Here is a 20,661-nt window from a genome sequence, read left to right as displayed (position 1 = left end):
ACAAGCGACGCCATATGCCGCGACTCACTGCGGAATCGGCGGCTCGGTCCCCGGTGACGGCGGACCAGGCAACGGCGGCAGGTAGTAGAGCCTCCAGGCAACCAGCAGGCCAGCCAGTACGAGAATCGCGACGAACGCCGCCACGCCGTTCCATCCGTACGACGCGTAGAACACGCCGCCGCCCGCGCCGGCGAGGCTCGATCCCATGTAATAGGCAAACAGGTACATCGACGACGCCTGCGCCTTGGCGTCGCCGGCGCGACGCCCCACCCAGCTGCTCGCGATGGAATGACCGCCGAAGAATCCGAACGTCACCGCCACGATGCCCAGCACGACCAGCGGCAACGGCCTCGACACGGTGAGCCCCACGCCGAGCAGCATCAGCGCGAACGCCGTCCACAGCACCTTGCGACGCCCCAGCTTGCCGGCAAGGTGCCCCATCCAGGCCGAACTGAAGGTACCGATCAGATAGACGCTGAAGATCGCACCCACCACGGCCTGGCCCAAGTCATACGGCGGCGCGAGCAAGCGGTAGCCGATGTAGTTGTAGACGGTGACGAACGCGCCGAGCAGCAGGAAGCCTTCGGCAAACAGCCATGGCAGGCCGGCATCGCGGAACGCGAGCGCGAAGCGCCCGACCAGCGTGCGCAGTTGCAGCGGGTGACGCACGTGGTGCCGCGAGGGCGGCAGGCTGCGCCAGAAGACCAGGCCGGAGACCAGGCCGATCAGGCCGACCGTGGCGACGCCCCAGCGCCAGCCCACGAAGTCGGCCAGCACGCCTGCCACCAGGCGACCGCCCATGCCGCCGATCGCGTTGCCGCTGATGTACAGGCCCATGCCCAAGCCGATCGACTCGGGATGCATTTCCTCGCTGAGATACGTCATCGCGACCGCGGGCAGGCCGCTCAGGGTCAGGCCAAGCAGCGCGCGCAGGACCAGCAGCGTGTTCCAGTCCGGCACCAGCGCCGTCAGCAGCACCAGCACGGCGGACGACAACAGCGATGCCGTCATCACCGACTTGCGGCCGACCGCGTCGGATACGCCACCGGCAAACAGCATGGCGAAGGCGAGCACGCCGGTCGTGAGGGACAGCGACAGGGCCGACGTGGCGGCGCTCACCCCGTAGTCCTTGCTGAACTCGGGCATCAAGGGCTGCGTGCAATAAAGCAGGCCGAAGGTGGCCACGCCAGCGGCGAACAGGGCCAGGTTGGTGCGGCGGAAGGCGGCAGTGCCGTGGCGGATGTAGCCGGAGGAATCGGGCTCCACCATGCCGGGTCGATGCCCCGGGGGAGACATCGGGTCCGCCTCATCTTGCCTGCCCATCCACTCGTACCTTGACCGCATCGGGAGGCGCCAAGCATAGGGCGTGGCGTCGCCCGGATCGAGGAAGGGCTCAAACGGCTGTTTGGAAAACGTTTTCTTCGCGGGCGGGCCCGGATGAAAATCGACCCGGCCGCCGGCGAACGTGATACATAGTGCCCAAGGAGAGTCCCACGACAAAAAACGGGGCTCGGGCGCCGGCACGTGGGGGGCCGGAAAATGGGGGAATCCGTGTATCGCAAGCCCGTTGCGGTGTTCGTCGCTTGCCTGTTCGCGGCGCTCTGCGCGCTGGTGCTGCATGCTGCCCCTGCCCCGTCGGGTGCGCCGAAGCTGCGGATCGCTTCGCTGCCGGCCACGGCGCCGACGCTGTCCGCCGAGCAGGTCGTGTACGGTGCACTGGATGCGTCCTTCGTACCCGGCAACTCGCCTTACACGCCCAACGCCGCCGACACCCGCCGCTGGTATCGCCTTGCCACCGATCGCGACTGGAATGCCGCCAGCCCTCCGGTGCTGAGCTTCACCGGCGCCACCTATATCCGCATCACCGTCTACGCGCCGCCCGGTTACCAGCCCGAAGGCCTGTGGTTTGCGCAGACTGAAGGCATCCATCGATTCTCGCGCCACCATTTGGCCGTCCAGCTGCCACAGGACCTGCGCGCGGGGCAGCCCATCTATGTGGAGATCGCCTCGGACAGCTTCACTCGGCAGATCAAGCCCACGCTCACGGACATGGCGCACTACCAGGCCGAAGACCTCGCCCATGTGCGCCTGACCACGCTGTTCGCCAGCGTGCAGTTCACCATGATCCTGGCCGCGATGTGCCTGTGGCTGGTGTTGCGCGATCGCGTGCTGTCCTACTTCATCGGTTACGCCACGTTCCAGCTGGTGTACCAGATGCTGATGAGCGGCGAGATCTATGAACTGCCCGGCGGCAGCCTTCTCGTGCCGCTGGGCACGCGCGCGCCATGGTTGTTCGCCACGCTGAGCGCGCCACTGTCGATGTCCTTCATCCTGGAATTCTGCGACCTGCGCGAAATCACGCCGAAGGCCGCGAAGATCATGGGTTGGATGCGTTGGCCATTCCTGCCTGCCGCGCTGTTGATCTGGATGCCGTTCGCGGTGCGCACGAACACGCTCGTCAACTCGTTCAACCTGTGGTTCATGGTCACGTCGATCTGGTCGCTGGGCGCGGTGATTCTTGCCGCTCTGCGTCATGGGCGACAGGCGCGCTTCTTCCTGATCGCCTGGATGCCGCAGGTGATGCTCACGCTGCTGCGTGTGCTGCAGATCCTGTTGAAGCTGGACCTGCCGCCGTGGCTGGAATACGGCTACCCGTTCACGATGGCGTTCTCCTGCGTGGTGGTCACCATCGGCCTGGCCGATCTCTCGCTGCGCGCGCGTCGCGAACGCGACATGGCGCATCATCTTGCCGACCACGACGCCCTTACCGGCGTGCTCAACCGGCGCGCCCTGGTCCGGCGCCTGCACGCCGCCATTGCGGACGCACGGCTGCACAACGAGCCACTGGCGCTGCTGTTCCTGGACATGGATCACTTCAAGTCGGTGAACGACCGCTACGGCCACCAGGTTGGCGATGCCTGCCTGCGCGCCGTCGCCGAAGCGATCGCCGACGAGCTTCGGCCCACGGATTGGCTGGGCCGCTACGGCGGCGAGGAATTCGTGGCCTGCCTGCCGGGCGCCAGCCACGACAACGCCATGCACATCGGCGAGCGCATCCGCCATCGCATCGAAACCCTGCAGGTGCATTCGCGCGGCACCACGTTGCAGACCACGATCAGCATGGGCGTCGCCATCCTGGGCGACCAGACGGACACGGCCGATGAACTGATCGCGCGCGCCGACGCCGCGCTCTATCGCGCGAAGCTCGACGGACGCAACCGCATCGTCGCTCACTCGCCTTTCGCCGCTACCGGTCACTGACCGAAGGAATCCCGTGGACACACCGCACGTGTTGCAGCCGCACGACCTGGAAGCCGGCGATGTGCTGTTGCACATGGGACGCGGCGAACTCTCGCGACTGATTGCCTGGGTGGGCGACAGTGCCTACAGCCATGCCGCCGTGGTGTACGACGACACGCAGCTGATGGAGGCGGCCGCCAGCGGCGTGCGCCTGGCGACGCTCGACCAGCGCATCACGATGAAGGAGAACTTCCACTATATCGACGTGTTCCGTCCGTCACGCCTGCAGCAGGCCGATCATGATGCGATGCTGGCCGACCTGCGTACGGCACTCATGCCCTACCTCGGCCGCCCCTATCCGATGACGTCGTTGTTCGTGCTGGGCCTCGTGTGCTCCGTGCGCAACAAGATTCCCGGCAGCCGCGACCTGCGTCGCGTGGTGCGCATGGCGCTGGACCTGGTCATCGACAACGATCCGACGCGCGTGGTGTGCAGCGAACTGGTCTATCGCGGCTTCGACGAAGCGCCGACCTCGCCGGCCCATGCATTGCGCCTGCCGGTGATCACGCGCTCCCGCCAGCACACGCCGCTGCCCGACATCGACCTGCTCGCCCTGGCGCACGAAACCCTGGAAGACTTGCGCCGCGCCGACCGCTCGCCGAGCCTGGCCAGCGAAATCGCCCTGCTCTCCTCGCCGATGCACGGCATGCGCGAGCTGACGGCCGCTGCCGTTGAAGACGCCTCCGAGGACGAAGACCTCGCGCTTCGCCTGTTGCAGGCGCGGACGCGTCTTGGCATCACGATGCCCAAGCAGGCGTCACTCACCGCCGTTGGTGGGCTCGCCCTGCCCGAGCCCACGCCCAATCCCAAGACCGTGTTGCCAGCCGATCTCGAGTTCAGCCCTGGGCTGGTGAAGATCGGCCGCCTGGCGCTGGCTTCGGCCTAGCGAAACGACGCACGCCGGCGATTACTTCGCCGGTGTGCCAAAGGCCCATACGAGGAACGGCGGCAGCATCCGCTTCCACGTCGCTTGGTTGTGCTCGCCATCGGCCAGCACGTAGAACGCGACATCCGCATCAGGCGACGGACGATCGTCATGTTCGTCGTCCACGCGGTAGCCAAGGCCGCGCAGTCCACGTTCCTCCGTACCGTCGGGCAGGCGAAAGCCTTCGACGAGATCCCGCGCGTCTTCCACCGCGTCGATCACGCCGTTGCCGTTGCGATCGTTCGTCTCCTCGCGGCCACCCACGGTGATCCAGAAGCGCAGCGGCTTGCGCGCCGTGGCGCGATCCACCATGGCCTGCGCCAGGCGCGACGATTCCACCGCCTGCGGACTGCTGCGATCCGCGGCGAGCCAGAACGACGGCGAGAAGGCACCGACGCGGCCGAACACGTCGGGATATTCCCAGCCGAGGTTGAACGCATTCAGCGCGCCCAGCGACCAGCCGAGCACCGTGCGGTCACTGGCGTTCGCACGCGTGCGGTAGTGCGCATCCACATAGCGCACCAGTTCCGTCGCGACCCAGTCGGAATACTCATAGGCGCGGCTGCCGATCGGCCCGATGCGCGAGCCGCCCACCACGCTGCGGCGACGTGCGCGGTCCGACAATCCGTAACCCGACGCGCGATCCGCCAGCATGTCCACGGCGACCACGATCACCGGCTCGATCGCGTGCCCGGTATAGAGCTTGGCGAGCGTATCGCGCAGGCCGACGGCGGCCATGTCCTGTCCGTCGTTGGCGTAGAGCACGGGATAACGGGTGTTCGCCGCCTCCTTGTCTGCATAACCTGGCGGCAGATAGACCGTGACCTTGATCTGCTCCGGCGCAAACGCTTTCGCGTCCAGCGCCAGATGCACCACCGATGGGTCATCGGCCGCTTGCGCGAGGGCCTGTCCATGCATGCCACCCGCCAACAGCAAGGCGAACACCCACGGCCGACTCCGCTTCATCACACTCTCCCGCCCTTGCGAGGCCATCATTCGAGCACCAGCAGCCAGCCCTTGCCGGGCTCGACGGGAATGGCATCACCGGGCTTGAAGGTCGCCGCCGGCTGGAAACCTTCGATCGGCGCGGCCACCAGCGTTGCCTTGCCGGCAGAGATGCCGAGCGCCTTCCAGTCGATCGCGAGCTTCACCGAGGTTTTCTCCGGCGCCCAGGAAGCCAGCGCCACGAGGGTCTTCTTGCCCTTGCGCACGTAACTGGTCACCAGCACGTCGGCACGATCGGTCTTGATCGGCGTGTCATGTACCCACCAGCCGACCATGTCGGCCTGCTCGATGCCGAACGCATCCCACAGCTTCCACAGCCCGCGCGGATCGCTGCCCGGCGACCAGCCCAGGCGGTTCGTCATGCCGAACAACATGCCGCGCCACGGGTTGCCATCGTGCTGCAGCATCTCTCCCATCAGGCCATACGGAATGCCGGAGATCTCGGTGAGCCAGTAGCTCGGCGACGTCTTCTCGTAATCGAACTCCTCGCCGAACCACAGGCGGTCGATGTACGGGAAAAGCTCCATGTACAGCAACACGCTGTTGATGTAACCATCGCGCGGGTTGTACTGGCTGGCCGAATGCAGGTCGATCAGCGGATGCTCACGATGCGCCTGCAGCACCTTGCGCACGCGTTTCATGGTGGTGCGATCGTAGGCGACGTCATCAAGATACAGGCCATCGATACCCATGTTGCGCGCGAGCCAGTCCAGCCCTTCGATGTAATAGTTGTGCCAGCGGCTCTGGCCCGCATTGATCACCGCCGCATCGCGATTCTCGGGTACATGCCAGGCGGCGATGTAGTCGCCATCCAGGTGCTCCTGCAGCCACGAGAAGCCGCCGCCCTTGCCGCTGCTGATGACTTCATGACCCAGGCTTTCCAGCATCGGCAACTCGGGCGCGCGATCGGACAACTCGCGTACCGTGTCGTAGATCTTCACGCGCACGCCACGCTGGTGCGCCGTATCGATGTACGCGCGCATCGCCCCCGGTTCGAGGAACGGATAGTTGATCCACGGGTTGATCGGCGTCGCATGGTGGATGTTCACCACGTTCGCGCCATCGGCCTTGATCGCATCGAGGTCGCCGTACTTGTGGAAGAAGCGCTCGGCGAAGTGCTCGGCCGGCTTGATCGTCTTGAACGGGGTGACGCGCATGACGAGGTCGTAGTGCAGCGTTTCGCCCGCTTGCACCTGACGCGGGCCGCTGAACGCCTGCACGGCGTACGCGTCGCGATCGCTGTGCAGGCGAATGCCGCCCTGCCCGGCGTTGTCCCACGACACCGGCATGCGCAGCGGCTGCTGGTGGTAGAAGTTGGTGTTCAACGGACGAAGGTAATGCTCGTCGCGCAGATGGAACTCCAGGCCGGCGTTGACCGTACCGATCCACGCGCCGTCCTGGTTGTTCTGCACGTTCCACTTCCATTGGAAATCCGCCGGCGCATGATCGCCAGTGCGCCCGAGACCCAGCTGGTACTGCGCCATGTCGTGGCTCAGTGGCATCTCCAGGCGGATGTCCCGCAACGTCACCGCATCTTTCGCCGTCAATGCGATCGAGTAGACCAGCGTGCCATCCGCCTCGAGGCTGGCCTGTACATCACCCTGCAACGGTCCGGCAATGCCGGCCACCTGCCAGTGCACCTTGGCCGGACCATTCGTCTGCACGGTGGGCGCCTTGGAGCCGGTCAACACGTGGACGCCGCTCGCGTCTTCCACGACGAGGCGCATCGGCGCCGCCAGCATGTTCGTCGGCCTGGGCGCGAATCCCGTCATGCGTTCATCGAAACGACTGGTGATCTGTGCCGGCAGACCATTGGCATCGAGCTTCACCTCGCGACCCAGCAGGCCCAGCGTGGCGCCCTTGACCGTGATCGCGGTGAACGGCTTCACCAGCTCGTCGTCCTGCGCCAACGTGGAATTGAGCCAGCGCAATCGCGTGAGCTTGTACGGATCGTCATCGCCATGCGCGACTGCCTGCCCGGCTTCCACCGTGATGGCGAGCGGAATCTTCCGTGCCGGCACGCCATCCGCGCTGACCGTGACCTCGCCGTGATACACGCCAGGCGCGATCGACACCGGGACATTCAATCCCATCCATAGCGGCTGGATCTTTCCTTCCGCCACGTCCACGCGCGTCGTGAACGGCTTGCCTGCGTAGTCCACGCCGCCGAGGTTGAAACAGGTCAGCGCGGATGCCGGAATGCTGGCGCCCGCGTCACTGCGCAGGTCGGCGAAGGACACACGCACATCGTCGACCTTGCCATGCGGCGCCCATGCGCCCACCTGGAAACTCAGGTACTCGCCGCGCAACGCGCTGTCGCTCAACGCACCACCCGCGCCGCGCGTTGCCCAGCTCTCGGGCAAGGCATCGAACATGCGCACCGGATGCTCGCGCGTCTCCGGAAACACCAGCAGGCGCTCGTTCGCGTGCGCTGCCAGCAATGCCTTGACTTCGTCGGGCGTGGCGGTGCGCTCCATCGAGGTGTAGGCATCGAAGTCGTCGACGGCTTCGTAGCGCAACACTGTCGCTTCGGGCAGCTTGCGCCAGGCGCGCGGATCGATGCCAACCTTGTGCGCCCAGTTCACATCCGCCGTATCCGTCGGCGCTGCATAGGTCACGGTGGGATAGTTGCTCCGTCCCTTGCTGACGTAGGGCTGGTAGTAGACGGCATACGTGCCAGCCTGCGCCGCCTCGAACACCAGCTCGCCCTGCGCCTGGCTGATGCCGCCACGCAGGACGTTCGCCACCGGCTTGCCGTCGGGCCCGGTGACCAGCACGGCCACCTGCTCCGGATGCGCGTCGCGGCGTCGCCACGGAATCACCACATGCACGGCCTTGGCCGCCGCCTTTACGTCGAGCAGGTAACGGTGATTGCCCAGCGCATCCGCATTCCAGCGCAGCGGCTGGAGATCCGCCGGTGCCTGCGCATAGGCCAAAGGCGTCGCGCCAAGCAAAGCGCCCATCAGGATCCACGCACTACGCTGCTGCCCCATGATCACCCCAGATCGCAAAGAGGAAATCGGCCACGCCATGCATGGCCGCAATCAGCGTGTTTAACCCGAGTATGCAGCCCGGAGCAAGTTCCGGAGGTGCCGATCACGCACCGCGATCGGTGCGCAAGGTGCGTACCGCCTCATCATGCCCCGCCGCGGAGCGTCCGCTGATCCAGCCGAACAGCGCGATGCCGACCACGATCATCAACGCGCCCAATGCGGAATAGCCGTGCGGCCACGCCTCGCCGAGAAAGCTTGCGCCGATGACCGTGGCAAACAGCAATTCCGCTGCCTGCATCGCCTCCACGGCCGCGAGCGAGGTCGGCTCGCTGCGCACCATGTCGGTGGCGCGGAAGAACAGCACCGTGGCGATCACGCCGGAAGACAACGCCACGCCACCTGCCAGCCATGCCTCTCGCATGTTCGGCGGGCCGACGGTGAACCACGTGACAGCCGCCAGCACCAGCCATAGCGGCCAGCTGCACAACGTCATGCCGAATACACGCTGCGTGGCGCCGATGCGCGTGCCGGTCTGTTCCAGGTGCAACAGCACCATGCGATTGCCGAGCGGATAGGCGAACGCGGAAAACACCACCGCCGCCATTGCCATCCAGTCGCTGGCCTGCAGACGCCCCTGCGCATGTCCCCATTGCAGCGCGAACACGCCGGCAAGAATCAGCACGCCGATCGCCACGCTGCCCCAGGCCAGCCTCCGTCGTTCATCGCGATAGATGAACGGCGCCAGCAGAGGGCCCGCCAGCACGGTGCTCTGGAAGCTGCCGGCGACCAGCCACGATGGCCCGCTGTTCGCGGCCCAGGTAAGCGGCAGGCCGAACAGCACGAAACCGACGGTGCTCCACAACAGCCACGGGCGCGGATAGAGACGCAGCTCTTTCGGCAATTCGCCCAGACCACCCTGCCACGGCAACACCACGGCCAGCAGTGGCAGCGTGATCAGGTAGCGCAGGATCACCGCCCATGCCCAATGACCGCCGCCCGCCACCAGGCTGCGATTGAGCACATACGTCATGGTGAAGAACAGCGCCGAGCACAGCGCCAGTCCTACCGCGGCGAAAGCATGGGAGCGCATCGGCGTTCCGTGGTCGAAAACACCGAGTGTGGCAAATGCCGGGGCGTTTTCGAAGGGCGGGCGCGGACGGTCAGCCAGCCATCACCGCCGGCGCGAGCGGCAAGGTCAGTTCGACCTGCAGGCCGCCACCCTCGGCATGGCGCGCCTCGATGTCACCGCCGTGCGCCCGCGCCACGCGCTGCGCGATGGCGAGCCCCAGGCCATGCCCTTCCGCGCGTGATGCGTTGCTGCCACGGAACAACGGACGGAACAGCGACGACAGCTCGGCGTCGGGCACGCCCGGACCGTGGTCGCGAACGATGCAGCAGGCACGATCGTCGACCTGACGCACCGCCAGTTCGACCGGGCTGCCTTCGGGACTGAACTTGATCGCATTCGCGATCAGGTTGTCGAAGGCCCGCTCCAGCAGCAGGACGCTGCCCGAGACCATGAGCGGCGCCGACGAAACCAGGGACAAGGCGATGCGTCGCGCCTGGGCCTCCACGTTCGCACGTTGGATGCAGTCGTGCAGCAGGGACACCACGTCGATGCGCTCGCGGTTCTCCCCGGGAATGCCACCCTCCAGGCGTGACAGCGCGAGCATCTCGCCGGTCATGTGATCCAGGCGACCGATTTCCTGCTCGGCCTGACGAAAGTAGCGAGCGGCGTCTTCGGCGCTGTCGCTGCGCTGGGCCAGATCCAGGATCAGGTGCAATCGCGCCAACGGCGAACGGAGTTCGTGCGAAAGGTCCTGCAAGACGCTGCGGTCGTGGGTCACCAGCGCCTCGATGCGTTCGGCCATGGCATCGAAATCGCGCGCCAGCTGCGCGAGCTCGTCATGGGCGCGTTGCCCCTCCCTGCCCACGCGTGCCGACAGCTCGCCCGACGCCATGCGTCGCGTAGCCTGTCGGATCGCTTCCACCGGGCGCGCCACGCTGCGCGCCACCCACCAACCGACCAGGCCGATGAACAGCAGCGAGAGCACGGCCTGGCTCGCGAGAAAAATGGTCGTGCGCGTTTGCGGGCGCATGCGGGAGTGCGTGCGGCTCAGCGCCACCAATTGCCGCACACGGCCATCGCTGCCGTTTACCTGCTGCACGGCTACGTAGATGTTCGGCCACGGTTGCAACACCATGTCGCGCTTTTCGTCGAGCCAGTTCTGCAGTGAGCCGCGTACCCAGGCAGGCGTACGCATGGGCGTCAACGCTTCGCCGTTTTCGTACAGCGTGGCGTCGATGCCTTCGCGGCGCTGCTGCTGCGACCACACGGCGAGCGCACCGGTGCCGCCGTTTTCATAGACCTCGTTGGCACTTTGCGCAAGCGATGCCCAGTTGATCTCCACCGCCGTGCCGTATTCGATGAAGCGCTGCGTGAGGAAGCCGCCGAACAGCAGCGCCAGCAGGTTCACCGCGCAGAAGCTGACCAGCAACCGCCAATACAGCGAACTCTTGAATGGACTCACGCGGCCCCCGCCACCAGGCTGTAGCCGGCGCCACGCACCGACTCGATGCGTGGCGACTGCGTCGATGCTTCCGCCAGCTTGTGACGCAGGCGGCTCACGTGCACGTCGATGCTGCGGTCGAAGCGTTCCAGCTCACGCCCAAGCGCCATGCGCGTCAACGTGGCCTTGTCCACCAGCTCGCCCGTTCGCTGCGCCAGTGCGAGCAGCAGCTGGAATTCCGCGCCGGTGAGCGTCAGCTCCTGCTCGCCGACATAGGCGCGCCGCTCGCCGGGTTCCAGTCGAAGCACGCCCACTTGCATGCTGCCCGCCGTCGCCGGCGCATTGCGGCGCAGTTGCGCGCGGATACGGGCCAACAGTTCGCGCGGCAGGCAGGGCTTGGTGAGGTAATCGTCGGCGCCCAGCTCCAGCCCGACCACGCGGTCGACCGGCTCGCCCTTGGCGGAGAGCATGATCACCGGCAGGCGATGCTTCAGGCGTAGCTCGCGCAACGTATCCAGGCCATCGCGGCCAGGCATCATCACATCGAGGATCAAAAGGTCCGGCCGCGTCGAGGGGTTGTGCAGCAGGGCCAGGCCCGCCTCGCTGTCGTGGGCGATGTCGACCACGAAACCCTCGCGCTCGAGGTAATCCTTGAGCAGGCCACACAGGGCCCGGTCGTCATCGACAATCAATAGTCTCGGCATGGCATGACTCGTGCTGCTGGACTCATTGAAACGGCGCCCGGGTCCCGTCTCCACCGGCTTTACGCTTCTTTACCCTTGCGCAAAGAACATACACGTGGCGCCGTCGTCAAATGGACACACCTCCCCGTCCACGACGACACAGGAACACTCCATGCGCAAGAACATTACCCTCGCCCTGGCCATGGCTTCGGCTCTGGCCCTCGCCCCGTTTGCCATCGCTGCTGCGGCCGGCCAGGACGGCGGCCCCCACGACGGTTGGCATGGCGGTCACGGCCATGAGTTCGCCGGCGCCTACGCCAAGCTCAATCTGAGCGACGCCCAGAAGGCGAACATCAAGCAGATCATGCAGAACGCCTTCAGCCAGACCAAGACGCAGCGCCAGAACCTGCGCCAGCAGCGTGAAGCCTTCGAGCAGATGGCCCCGAATGCCTCCGGCTACCAGGCCGCCGCCACTGCGCTGGCCCAGGCCGAAGGCGCTGCCGCCACCGCCCGCGTGCAGCAGCGCGCCGCCATCCGTGCGCAGATCTACGCCGTGCTGACGCCCGCCCAGCAGGCCCAGCTGGCCACCATGAAGGCCGACCGCCAGGCACGCCGCCAGCAGTGGCAGCAGTTCAAGGCGCGGCACCCGGCATCGGGCTCGTCCACGGCACAGTAAGCACGTCACACACAAAAACATTCCACGGCAAAACAACATCGGCGCCAGCCTGCATGCTGGCGCCGTTTCTTTTCCACGCAGCCATTCTTTTTTGTAGGAGCGCACCCAGTGCGCGACCGCAGAATGGCAGATCACCGTGAAGTCGGTCGTCGAGAGAGACGTGGCTTCACTGCTCCGTAGGTTTTTCGCGCACTGGGTGCGCTCCTACAAAGGGGGGCTCGCCTCAGTCGGCCTTGAACCCACCCACCGATTCCGCCTTCACATACACCGGCGGCGCATAATCCGCCGGCTTGCTGCCCACACTCACGCCGCCATGGATGCGGGTCTGCTGCGTGTCGCCAAAGAACCAGTAGGGGAACGGCGTGTCCGGCGCGCTGGCCTCGTTCAGTCGCTTGCGCAGTTCGGTCGGTATCTCGAAGGACAACGCACTGAGGTTGTCGTCCAGTTGCGCCAGCTTGGTCGCGCCCACGATCACCGACGCTACCGCCGGTTGCGTCGCCACCCAATTCAACGCCACCTGCGCCATCGGCTTGCCAAGCGCCTGCGCCACCTCTTCCAGCACGGCGACGATGCGCCAGTTGCGTTCGGTGAAGCGATCGAAGCCGGGCAGGCCCGACACCTTGGCCAGGCGGCCTTCGCCCGCACCGCCCGCTTCGCTCGGCTTGTACTTGCCGGACAAGAGGCCCATGCCGAGCGGACTCCATGCCGTGATGCCCATGCCCAGCTCCAGCGCCATCGGCGCGAACTCGTGCTCCAGGTTGCGCTCGACCAGTGAGTATTCGAGCTGGAGATTGACCAAGGGCGACAGCGCGTGCGCCTCGGCAAAGGTCTGGGCGCGCGAGGCATACCAGGCCGGCACGTCGGACAGGCCTGCGTAGCGGATCTTGCCGGCGCGCACCAGGTCGTCGAGCGTGCGCACCACTTCTTCGGCCGGCGTGATGCGGTCCCAGGTGTGCAGCAGATAGAGATCGATGTAGTCCGTGCGCAGCCGGCGCAGCGAGCCTTCCACCGCGCGCAGGATGTTCTTGCGGCCGTTGCCGCCCGCATTCGGGTTGCCGGGCTGGGCGTTGTAGCTGAACTTGGTGGACAGCACCACGCGATCGCGCACGCCGGCGTCCTCCACGAAGCGGCCCAGCAGTTCTTCGCTGGCGCCTTCGGTGTAAAGGTCCGCGGTGTCGATGATGTTGCCGCCGGCGGCCAGGTAGCGGTCGAACATGGCGCGGGCGGTGTCTTCCGCCGCGCCCCAGCCCCAGTTGTCACCGAAGGTCATCGTGCCGAGGGCGAGGCGGCTGACGCGCAGACCGGAACGGCCGAGGGTGTAGTACGAGTCGAGAGACATGGCGATTTCCTTGCGCTTGGGGGAATAACGCCAGTCTGGGCCTTGTCATTACGAGGAAAAATAGCCATTGTTTACATGCTTTATTAAGCATGACTAATCAATGGCGACCGACCACACCACCGCCCTGCGCGCCTTCCGGCTGATTGCCCGGCATGGCAGCTTCACCCGCGCCGCCGCGGAGCTGGAGGTCACGGCCTCGGCGTTGAGCCAGACCCTGCGCCAGCTCGAAACCCACGTCGGTGTGCGCCTGCTTCATCGGACCACCCGCCGCGTAGGGCTCACCGAAGCCGGCCGTGCCTTTCTCGAACGCATCACGCCGGCCCTCGGCGAAATCGACGATGCCATCGACGCGCTACGCCAGCACGGTGATCGTCCGGTAGGCACGTTGCGCATCGCCGTACCGCAGATGGTGCTGGAGACCCTGGTCGCGCCCACCCTGGCCGAGTTCATGCGCGCGTGGCCGGAAGTGCGCGTCGACATCCAGGTCGAGAACCGCCTCACCGACCTGGTGGCGGAAGGCTTCGACGCCGGCATCCGCCTGGGCGAGCGACTGGCACGCGACATGGTGGCCGTCCCGCTGGGCGGAAGGCAGCGGGCCGTCGTGGTCGGATCGCCCTCCTACCTCGAGGCACATGACAGGCCGCAACATCCACGCGATCTCGCCGCGCACGACTGCATCCGCTTCCGCTTCAGCAGCGGCGCGATCTATCGCTGGGAATTCGCCCATCCTTCAGGCCCGTCCAAAGGCCAGTGGTTCGAGCTGGACGTGGACGGCCCATTGACCACCAACGACCCCGCGCTCGCCATCCGCGCGGCGATGGATGGCCTGGGCCTCACGCATATGGTCGAACTGTCGGTGCGCGCCGCGATCGCCGACGGACGGCTGGTCACCGTGCTCGACGATTGGCTGCCGCCGTTCGATGGTTTCTATCTCTACTACCCCAGCCGGCTGCAGGTGCCACCCAAGCTGCGCGTGTTCATCGAGCACCTGCGGCGAAGCGTTCCGCATCTCCTGTAGGAGCGCACCCAGTGCGCGATCACGGCATTGCCGCTTCGTAGGCTTATCGCGCACTGGGTGCGCTCCTACAAAAGATTCACCATGTCGCTGGCTTATCCACGCCAATGACCGGAAATCCAGACGCTGCCCGGCGCGTAGTAACCCGGCACCCATACGCGCGCCGCGTAATGCGGCCGAGGCGCCACCACCACGCAGCCGGTCAGTGAAAGCAGCGCGCTGCACATGACGGCGAAGGCAAGACCGACAAGCATGAGTCGACGCATGACGCTTTCCTTGAGTGGGGGAGTTGCGTCGGAAAACGTCGCTTGGGGAAGGCCGCTGACCATGCACCGGATTGCCGATGGCTGCGGTTCATCCGGACGGCAGCCATCGTTCACGCTGTCGTGATGCTTGCGGCTCAGCGTTGCGCCAGCCGCTCCATCACCGTGCGGTAGCGTGCGGCGATGCGGTCTTCGTCGCGGTGCACGGCATCGCGCACCATCCATTCACCGCCCACCATCACGTCGCGCACCAGGGGCACGTTGCCGGCGAACAGGAAGCTGTCGATCACCGATGCTTCGTCACGTGCCGCGAGCAAGGGCGCACGATCGTCCAGCACGATGAAGTCGGCGCGCGCCGCTTCACGCACTTCGCCGACCGGCAGCCCCGAGGCCAGCGCACCACCACGCAGCGCGGCAGGCCACAGCGTTTCCCCCACGCTCTCGCCCTGGTGGCGCGAGGCGATGTTGCGATGCCGTGTGGAGAGACGCTGTCCGTATTCCAGCCAGCGCAGCTCCTCGACCGGTGACACGGAGATATGCGAGTCCGAACCGATACCGAGCGTGCCGTGCGCGTCCAGATAATCCGCGAGCGGAAACAGGCCATCGCCCAGGTTCGCCTCGGTGGTGGGACAAAGGCCGGCCACGGCGCCACTGCCGGCAAGCCGCCGGGTTTCCTGCGCGCTCAGGTGCGTCGCATGCACCAGCGTCCAGCGCGAATCGACCTCCGCATGATCGAACAGCCATTCCACCGGTCGTGCGCCGCGCGTGGCCAGGCAATCCTGCACTTCACCGATCTGCTCGGCGATATGGATATGGATGGGGCAACGCTTCGCGAGCTCATCTGCCAGCACTTCACGCATGGCCTCCGCGGGCATCGCACGCAGCGAATGCAGTGCAATGCCGACGCGCACGCGATCGCTCTCATGGGCGCGCAAGGCCTGCAGCAATCGCAGGTAGGCAGGCACGTCGTGACCGAAGCGCCGCTGCCGCGGCGCCAAGGGGCGACCGTCGAAACCGCCGCTCATGTAAAGCACGGGCAACAAGGTCAGGGCGATGCCCGCTTCGCGCGCGGCTTCGATCAGCGCCAGCGACATCGCCTCGGGCTGGGCGTACGGCGTGCCGTCGGGCTGGTGATGCAGGTAGTGGAATTCGCAGACCTGCGTGTAGCCGCTCTTGAGCATTTCCACGTAGAGCTGCGCAGCAATCGCCTGCAATGCCTCCGGCCCGACCGAGGCCGCGAACGCGTACATGGTTTCGCGCCACGTCCAGAAGCTGTCGGTTTGTTGAGAAGTGCGGCCATGGATGGCCGCTTTTTGATCTTCGCGCTCAGGGATGAGCGCATGAGCCAGCCCCCGGCGCTCGGCCAGGCCGGCCATGGCGCGCTGGAACGCGTGCGAATGCAGGTTGGGCATGCCAGGCAGCACCCAGCGCCCCAGTCGGTCACCCTCGCCTTCGCCGACACCCACGATCATGCCGCGGTCGTCCACCTGCACGCCGGCGTCACGTATCCAACCTTGCGGCGTCCACAGTCGATCGGCGGCGTAACGCGTGGGAATGACGGCGGCCATGGCACTGATTCCTGGAAGCAATGATCTGCGAGTGTAACCGCTGCGCCCGCCGCCTCGTTCAGCGAGGTACGGCATAATGCAGCGATGGCCAAGAAGAATCAGGAAAACACCCCGAAACTGCTGGTGCGCCAGGCGAAACCCGCCGACGTGCCCGCGCTGGTCGAACTCACCGGTCGCGTCTACACCCCGGAATGGGGCCATTCGGCGGAAATGCTGCGCTCCCAGCAGACGCATTTTCCGCAGGGCCAGTTCGTGGTCGAGTACGAAGGCAAGCTCGTCGGCTATTGCGCCACGTTCCGCATCGACGAGGCCACGGCTCTCTCGCCACATACCTGGATGCAGATCACCGGCGGCGGCATGGGTTCGCGTCACCGCAGCGACGGCAACTGGCTGTATGGCATGGAAGTGGTGGTGCATCCGGACTACCGCAACATCCGCATCGGCCAGCGCCTGTACCAGGCACGCAAGCGCCTGTGCACCGACCTCAAGCTGCGCGGCATCGTGTTCGGTGGCCGTATCCCCGGCCTCGCGCGCAACCTGCAGCGTTACGGCACCGCCGAGGCCTACGTGCAGGCGGTGGTGGAAGGCAAGCGCCGCGATCCCACGTTGAGCTTCCAGCTCAGCAACGAGTTCGAGGTGATCGGGCTGTTGCGCGGCTACGTGCCCTCCGATTACGACTCGCTGGGTTATGCCGCGCATCTGGTGTGGCGCAATCCGCAACTGCTCAACCAGCCGGACATCCCGTCGATTCCGTCGACGCAGCCGCTACCCGACCTCGTGCGCGTCGCTTCGGTGCAGTACCAGCAGCGACGCATCCGCTCGTTCGAGGAATTCGCCACGCAGGTGGAGTACTTCACCGACATCGCGGCCGACTACAGCGCGGACTTCGTCACCTTCCCCGAGCTGATCACGCTGCAGCTGCTGTCGATCGAGAACGAGGAGCTCTCGCCGGTCGAATCCATCCGCAAGCTCAGCCAGTACACGCCGCAGGTGAAGGAGCTCTTCAGCCGCCTGGCGGTGCACTACAACATCAACATCATCGCCGGCTCGCATCCCACCGAGCAGGCGAATGGCGACATCCACAACGTCTGCTACGTGTGCCTGCGCGACGGCTCCATCCACGAGCAGGAAAAGATCCACCCGACGCCGAGCGAACGCACCGTGTGGAACATCACCGGCGGCGACACCGCGGCGACCATCCAGACCGACTGCGGCCCGATCGGCGTGATGATCTGCTACGACTCGGAGTTCCCCGAGGTCGCACGCCATCTCACCGACCAGGGCGCCTTGATCCTGTTCGTGCCGTTCTGCACCGACGTGCGCGAAGGTTACCTGCGCGTGCGCTATTGCTCGCAGGCGCGGGCGATCGAGAACCAGTGCTATGTCGTGCTTTCAGGCAACGTGGGCAACTTGCCCGGCGTGAACAACTTCGACATCCAGTACGGCCAGAGCTGCATCCTCACGCCGAGCGATTTCCCGTTCGCGCGTGACGGCATCGCTGCGGACTCCACGCCGAACATCGAAACCGTGCTGTTCGCCGACCTGCGCCTGGAAAGCCTGGCCCGTGCCCGCAACGCGGGCGCCGTGCAGAACCTCAAGGACCGTCGCTTCGACCTGTACGAGACACGCTGGACGCGCAAGTCGGAGGCCAAGTCGTGAGCGCTGGTGGAGAAACCCCCGATCCGTCCAGTCCGCAGGCACGGCTCCGCCGGTTGACCGAGTCCGAACTTTTCTCCTTGCCCCAGTGGCGGCGACGCATCCTGTTCTGGACCGGCGCGGTGCTGGTGGGTCTTGCCGCCGTGGGTTTCGCGCAAGCGGCGGATTGGGCGTACCGGGTTTTCCACGGCGTGGTGGAGAGCAACCGGTACTGGGCGTTCCTGATCACGCCGCTGACCTTCGCGCTGCTCGCGTGGCTGACGCAGGGCGCGCTCAAGGCTACCCGCGGCTCGGGCATCCCGCAGGCGATCGCCGCACTCAAGGTGGAAGACGAGGGCTTCCGGCGGAGCCTGCTGTCGTTGCGCGTTGCGCTGGGCAAGATGGCGTTGACGCTTGCCGCCCTGCTTGGCGGTGCATCGGTCGGACGCGAAGGCCCGACCGTACACGTGGGCGCGGGCTTGCTCTACTCGCTGGGCCGACGCTTCGGTTTCGCCGAGCCCGCCGCCGCCGGACGCTTCATCCTGGCTGGCGCTGCAGCGGGCCTCGCGGCGGCGTTCAATACACCGCTCGCCGGCATCGTGTTCGCCATCGAGGAGATGAGCGGATCGTTCGAGCACCGCTTGAGCGGCATCCTGCTCACTGCCGTGTTCGTCGCGGGCATGGTGTCGTTGGGCATCCTCGGCAACTACGCCTACTTCGGCCAGTTCGACATCGGCCTGCCGCTGGGCAAAGCCTGGTGGGCCGTACTGGCCACCGGCCTCGTCTGCGGTCTTGCCGGCGGCTTGTTCGCGCGGCTGATCCTGCCCAGCGACCATGGGTTGCGCGGTATCGTCGGACGACTTCGTGCGCGCCAGCCGATCGTGTTCGCCGCCGCGTGCGGCCTCGCGCTGGTATTGCTGAGCCAGCTCACGCATACCGGCCTGTACGGCACGGGTTACGCACAGGCAAGGGAGATCATTGGAGGACATGCCGACACCGTCTCTTCGTTCGGCGTGTTGAAATTCCTTGGCAATATCGCGTCCTATTGGGCGGGCATCCCCGGCGGCATCTTCTCGCCGGCGCTCGCGGTGGGTGCTGGCCTGGGCAACAACCTCACCACCATTCTGCCGGGTGTCGATCCTTCGGCGGTGGCGCTGCTGGCGATGGCGGGCTATCTGTCGGGCGTGACGCAGGCACCATTGACCGCGACGGTGATCTCGATGGAACTCACCGCCAACCAGCAGATGGTGCTGCCGATCATGGCGACTTGCCTGCTCGCGCGCGCCGCATCGTCCATCTTCTCGCGCAAGCCGGTGTATCGCGCGCTGGCCGACAAGCTCATCGAAGGCTACGAGCGCGAACTGGCGAGGCGTGCCGCCGAAGAGCAGGACGACGAGCCGGCGAACGCGTCGGCGAAGACCTTGGCCGCGGAAGATCCCGCGACGCCGATTCCGCCATCCGTCGCCCCCGACGACCACAGACCCACGCCTTCGCCTGGACACTGATCGAATGAGCCATTCCTGGGATCACTTGCTTCTGGATGCCACGCTCGCGACCTTTGCCGGCGACGCGCCTTACGGATTGGTCCGGCACGGCGCCATTGCCCTGCATGAAGGACGCATCAGCTGGGTCGGGCCACAAGGCGCCCTGCCTGACGATGCCGAACGTCGCGCTGCGCGCGTCGATCATCTCGATGGGGCACTGGTGACCCCGGGCCTGATCGACTGCCACACGCATCTGGTCTTCGGCGGCGACCGCGCGCACGAGTTCGACCTGCGCCTCAACGGCGCCAGCTACGAGGAGATCGCACGCGCGGGCGGCGGCATCGTTTCCACCGTCAAGGCCACCCGCGAAGCCAGCGAGGATGCGTTGTTCGCGCAGACCTTGCCACGCGCGCATGCCCTGCTCGCCGACGGCGTCACCACGGTGGAGATCAAGTCGGGATACGGCCTGGATCTGGAAACCGAACGGCGCATGCTGCGCGTCGCGCGTCGCATCGGCAAGGCGCTGGGCCTCACGGTGCGCACGACCTTCCTCGGCCTGCACGCCCTGCCACCCGAATATCGCGATGATCGCGAGGCTTACGTCGCCCTCGTATGCGACGAGATGCTGCCTGCGCTGGCCAGCGAAGGCCTCGTCGATGCCATCGACGCGTTCTGCGAGAACATCGGGTTCACGCCGGATGAAACACGCCGCGTATTCGATCGTGCCACGCAACTCGGCCTGCCGGTGAAGCTGCATGCGGAGCAGCTATCGGATCTCGACGGCGCCGCGCTGGTGGCGAGTTATCGCGGCCTTTCCGCCGATCACCTCGAACACCTCAGTGACAGCGGGATCCGCGCCATGGCGTCGGCCGGCACCGTGGCGGTACTGCTGCCCGGTGCGTTCTACGCACTGCGTGAAACGAAGCTGCCGCCCATCGCCGGCTTGCGCGAGCATCGCGTTCCCATGGCGGTGGCCACGGATTGCAACCCGGGCACCTCGCCCCTGCTTTCCTTGCGCCTGGCTGCGGGCATGGCATGCACGCTGTTCCGACTCACGCCGGAAGAAGCCCTGCGAGGCGTCACGGTGAACGCGGCGAAGGCGCTCGGCTTTACTGACCGCGGCACGCTCGCCGCAGGCCAGCGTGCCGATCTTTCCGTGTGGAACGTGCGCGAGCCTGCCGAACTCTGCTACTGGATCGGCGGCAGTCACGTGTTGCGCGACATCTTCCTCGGCGGCGAGCTGCTGTCACCGGAATCCTGAGCGA

The 20,661-nt window shown here is 66.2% G+C and carries 16 protein-coding genes; 7 read left to right on the top strand and 9 right to left on the bottom strand.

What is annotated here, in order from left to right:
* Positions 1-24: 24 nt before the first annotated feature.
* The gene (locus CA260_RS08195; protein WP_111982252.1) at positions 25-1,269 is read right to left on the bottom strand and encodes an MFS transporter; all 1,245 of its coding nucleotides are present in this window, start codon (positions 1,267-1,269) and stop codon (positions 25-27) included.
* Between the two features lie 282 nt (positions 1,270-1,551).
* Between CA260_RS08195 and CA260_RS08190 the strand changes: the two genes are divergently transcribed.
* Positions 1,552-3,261, top strand: coding sequence for a GGDEF domain-containing protein (locus CA260_RS08190; protein ID WP_172461748.1), 1,710 nt, complete (start codon positions 1,552-1,554; stop codon positions 3,259-3,261).
* A 13-nt stretch (positions 3,262-3,274) separates the two neighbouring features.
* Positions 3,275-4,186, top strand: a complete 912-nt coding sequence (locus CA260_RS08185) for a hypothetical protein (RefSeq protein WP_111982250.1) — start codon at positions 3,275-3,277, stop codon at positions 4,184-4,186.
* 21 nt (positions 4,187-4,207) lie between these two features.
* On the opposite strand, the gene CA260_RS08180 is transcribed toward CA260_RS08185, so the two are convergent.
* The 5 genes from CA260_RS08180 to CA260_RS08160 form a co-directional block, all read right to left on the bottom strand.
* Entirely contained in the window at positions 4,208-5,191 is a 984-nt protein-coding gene (locus CA260_RS08180; RefSeq protein WP_111982249.1) for an alpha/beta hydrolase, read from the bottom strand.
* Between the two features lie 26 nt (positions 5,192-5,217).
* Complete coding sequence (locus CA260_RS08175) at positions 5,218-8,223, bottom strand: glycoside hydrolase domain-containing protein (protein ID WP_146745299.1); 3,006 nt, start codon at positions 8,221-8,223, stop codon at positions 5,218-5,220.
* Positions 8,224-8,326: 103 nt separating this feature from the next.
* Complete coding sequence (locus tag CA260_RS08170; protein ID WP_111982247.1) at positions 8,327-9,313, bottom strand: multidrug resistance efflux transporter family protein; 987 nt, start codon at positions 9,311-9,313, stop codon at positions 8,327-8,329.
* A gap of 70 nt (positions 9,314-9,383) precedes the next feature.
* Positions 9,384-10,754: a HAMP domain-containing sensor histidine kinase gene (locus CA260_RS08165; RefSeq protein ID WP_111982246.1), complete on the bottom strand. Its 1,371-nt coding sequence runs from the start codon at positions 10,752-10,754 to the stop codon at positions 9,384-9,386.
* Complete coding sequence (locus CA260_RS08160; RefSeq protein WP_111982245.1) at positions 10,751-11,437, bottom strand: response regulator transcription factor; 687 nt, start codon at positions 11,435-11,437, stop codon at positions 10,751-10,753. The genes CA260_RS08165 and CA260_RS08160 overlap by 4 nt, the downstream gene beginning before the upstream one ends.
* Positions 11,438-11,588: 151 nt before the next feature.
* Between CA260_RS08160 and CA260_RS08155 the strand changes: the two genes are divergently transcribed.
* The gene (locus tag CA260_RS08155; RefSeq protein ID WP_111982244.1) at positions 11,589-12,092 is read left to right on the top strand and encodes a Spy/CpxP family protein refolding chaperone; all 504 of its coding nucleotides are present in this window, start codon (positions 11,589-11,591) and stop codon (positions 12,090-12,092) included.
* Between the two features lie 223 nt (positions 12,093-12,315).
* Here the strand turns inward: CA260_RS08155 and CA260_RS08150 are convergent, their stop codons facing one another.
* The gene (locus CA260_RS08150) at positions 12,316-13,431 is read right to left on the bottom strand and encodes an aldo/keto reductase (protein ID WP_111982243.1); all 1,116 of its coding nucleotides are present in this window, start codon (positions 13,429-13,431) and stop codon (positions 12,316-12,318) included.
* 100 nt (positions 13,432-13,531) lie between these two features.
* Here CA260_RS08150 and CA260_RS08145 point away from each other — a divergent pair, with 100 nt between their 5' ends.
* Positions 13,532-14,449: a LysR family transcriptional regulator gene (locus CA260_RS08145; RefSeq protein WP_111982242.1), complete on the top strand. Its 918-nt coding sequence runs from the start codon at positions 13,532-13,534 to the stop codon at positions 14,447-14,449.
* Between the two features lie 92 nt (positions 14,450-14,541).
* Here CA260_RS08145 and CA260_RS21120 read toward each other — a convergent pair whose 3' ends face one another.
* Together CA260_RS21120 and CA260_RS08135 are read right to left on the bottom strand one after the other, a co-directional pair.
* Positions 14,542-14,712, bottom strand: a complete 171-nt coding sequence (locus tag CA260_RS21120) for a YXWGXW repeat-containing protein (RefSeq protein WP_172461747.1) — start codon at positions 14,710-14,712, stop codon at positions 14,542-14,544.
* Between the two features lie 134 nt (positions 14,713-14,846).
* Positions 14,847-16,277 carry a formimidoylglutamate deiminase gene (locus tag CA260_RS08135; protein ID WP_111982240.1) on the bottom strand — a complete coding sequence of 477 codons (1,431 nt, stop codon included), beginning with the start codon at positions 16,275-16,277 and terminating at the stop codon, positions 14,847-14,849.
* Positions 16,278-16,361: 84 nt separating this feature from the next.
* On the opposite strand from CA260_RS08135, the gene CA260_RS08130 reads away from it, so the two are divergent.
* From CA260_RS08130 to hutI, 3 genes are read left to right on the top strand one after another with little or no spacing between them, the layout of a single operon-like run.
* Positions 16,362-17,936 carry a bifunctional GNAT family N-acetyltransferase/carbon-nitrogen hydrolase family protein gene (locus tag CA260_RS08130; RefSeq protein WP_111982239.1) on the top strand — a complete coding sequence of 525 codons (1,575 nt, stop codon included), beginning with the start codon at positions 16,362-16,364 and terminating at the stop codon, positions 17,934-17,936.
* The gene (locus CA260_RS08125) at positions 17,933-19,417 is read left to right on the top strand and encodes a chloride channel protein (protein WP_111982238.1); all 1,485 of its coding nucleotides are present in this window, start codon (positions 17,933-17,935) and stop codon (positions 19,415-19,417) included. The genes CA260_RS08130 and CA260_RS08125 overlap by 4 nt, the downstream gene beginning before the upstream one ends.
* A 4-nt stretch (positions 19,418-19,421) precedes the next feature.
* A complete protein-coding gene (hutI, locus tag CA260_RS08120) occupies positions 19,422-20,657 on the top strand; it encodes an imidazolonepropionase (protein WP_111982237.1) in 1,236 nt (411 codons plus the stop codon).
* The last annotated feature ends 4 nt before the right edge of the window (positions 20,658-20,661 follow it).

This window comes from Dyella jiangningensis (assembly GCF_003264855.1).
Lineage (GTDB): Bacteria > Pseudomonadota > Gammaproteobacteria > Xanthomonadales > Rhodanobacteraceae > Dyella > Dyella jiangningensis_C.
This window is presented reverse-complemented; position numbering and strand designations above follow the sequence as displayed.